This is a genomic window from Synechococcus sp. B60.1, from assembly GCF_047462555.1.
Classification (GTDB): domain Bacteria; phylum Cyanobacteriota; class Cyanobacteriia; order Thermostichales; family Thermostichaceae; genus Thermostichus.
Window position 1 is genome coordinate 1 of the sequence record NZ_JANSJN010000197.1, and the last position, 1,617, is coordinate 1,617.

At 62.7% G+C, this 1,617-nt stretch carries 1 pseudogene; it reads right to left on the minus strand.

The features are described 5' to 3' along the window. Nucleotides 1-47: 47 nt before the first annotated feature. Nucleotides 48-1,617: pseudogene (locus NW863_RS12965) on the minus strand (type II secretion system protein); the annotation flags it as partial.

Consider the following 1,617-nt stretch of genomic DNA (forward strand, 5'->3'; position numbering starts at 1 on the left):
CCTACTTTAATTTGCCCCTGACCGGACGGATCTATATCAGATCCATATCAATTGAACTCATTGCAGCCGCCAATCTGAGCAGACGGATCCAACGGCACATCCGGCTGATCCTGGAGCGCGCAGCGCAGCCGCCGCACATACGGATCTTGTGGATCCAGCTCGCGCAGGAACTCTGTGCGCGCGTTGGAGGGGAATTGGAAGCGGCTGGAGACAGCGCCAGGGCGGCGGGCAATCTGCAGGCCCACGTCGTAGCCGAAGCGGCGACGAGGTGGGAAGTAGTAGTCGTAGCCGCGCACAAAGGTTGAATCCTGCACCAGGTTGGGCGGCTCGAAGCTGTGCTGCAGGAAGGGGCCGGTGGCATAGGTGCTGTAGTTGAGCTGGATCATCGAGCCGCTGAAGAAGAGGTTGGTACCTCTCCACATCTCATTGAGGCGTAGGAAGTTGTGCATGCCGCCGGCGGTTTGATGCAGCCGCGACGGGAGCACCCCGCTAACGGCCACCGCGTTGACCCGCGTCTCTCGGGCCGGCTGCAGTTGCCAGTTTTGGCTGCCGTCTTCGCTGCGGCGGCGCTGGCTCACAGTGGTGGAGGCCAGCTCTTGGAAGCGAGGAATGGGAATGGGTCGCCGCGTCACCTCGTCCAGGATCACGCCCAGCACCGGGTTGTCGCCAGCAAAGCCCGTGGTGGGCTTGTTCAGATCCAGGGTAAAGGGCTCCACATCCACCCACACCAGGCCATCGTTATCGCCGCCGTTGCGGTCGATTTGCACCTGGATGGTGTTGCCGTTGGGCTTGACGTAGAAGCACAGGCCGTTGCGGATTTTTTCGCTGTCCCCATCGCCCCTATCGTCGATGTAGTAGCCGTCCGCGTACTGGGCCCCAGCGGTCTTGTCGACGCGGGCGTAGGGGTTGAGCGCCATTTGGGGTTGGATTTCGAGTACAGTCGCAGTCTCGTTGGGCTGGCGACCCATGTCCAACCCAAACAGCGGATCCCGATCCACTACATTAGTCTCGCCTGGATCCAGGACACCATTGTTGTTGAGATCTATGAATGTGGGATCATTGCCGTCATTGGTACGCAACGTGCTGGGGCGGCTGCGGCCCGTGTAGGCCTCGTAGCGGAAGCGGTCGTTGAAGTTGGGGCGGAACACCCCCGGCACCCAGAAGCCGCCATCGGGGCCGACTTTCTCTTCAGAGTCGCAGCGGACGGTTGGATTCTTTGGATTCTTTTCGTCGAGCAACCGGCGCCGCAGCCGCCGTGCCCAGTCCTCGGTGCCTCGAGCCGGGTTGCCAGGAATCTCTGGAGCGTCGCTTTCGGCAGGGCGGATGCCCGGCTCTTTGCTGGGGTTGGCGATCTGGAGGAGCAGCAAGTTACTCTTCAGGCCGTTGCGGGCGGCGTGGGCCGGCTCGCCGAAGATCCAGTTGAAGGCGGCCTGCAGGGCTTCGGCAGGGTTGGGCCACTTGGGCGGCTTGGGCACCCCTGCTTTCACCTCCAGCACCGGCGAAAGCCGCAGCTCTAGGGCAATGGTTACGCCTTCATCGGCAGCCTGGGCCACGTCGTGGACGCTGATCGTCTCCGGCTCCGGCTCGGCTTGAACTTCGCCCACGGGGCGCAGCTCC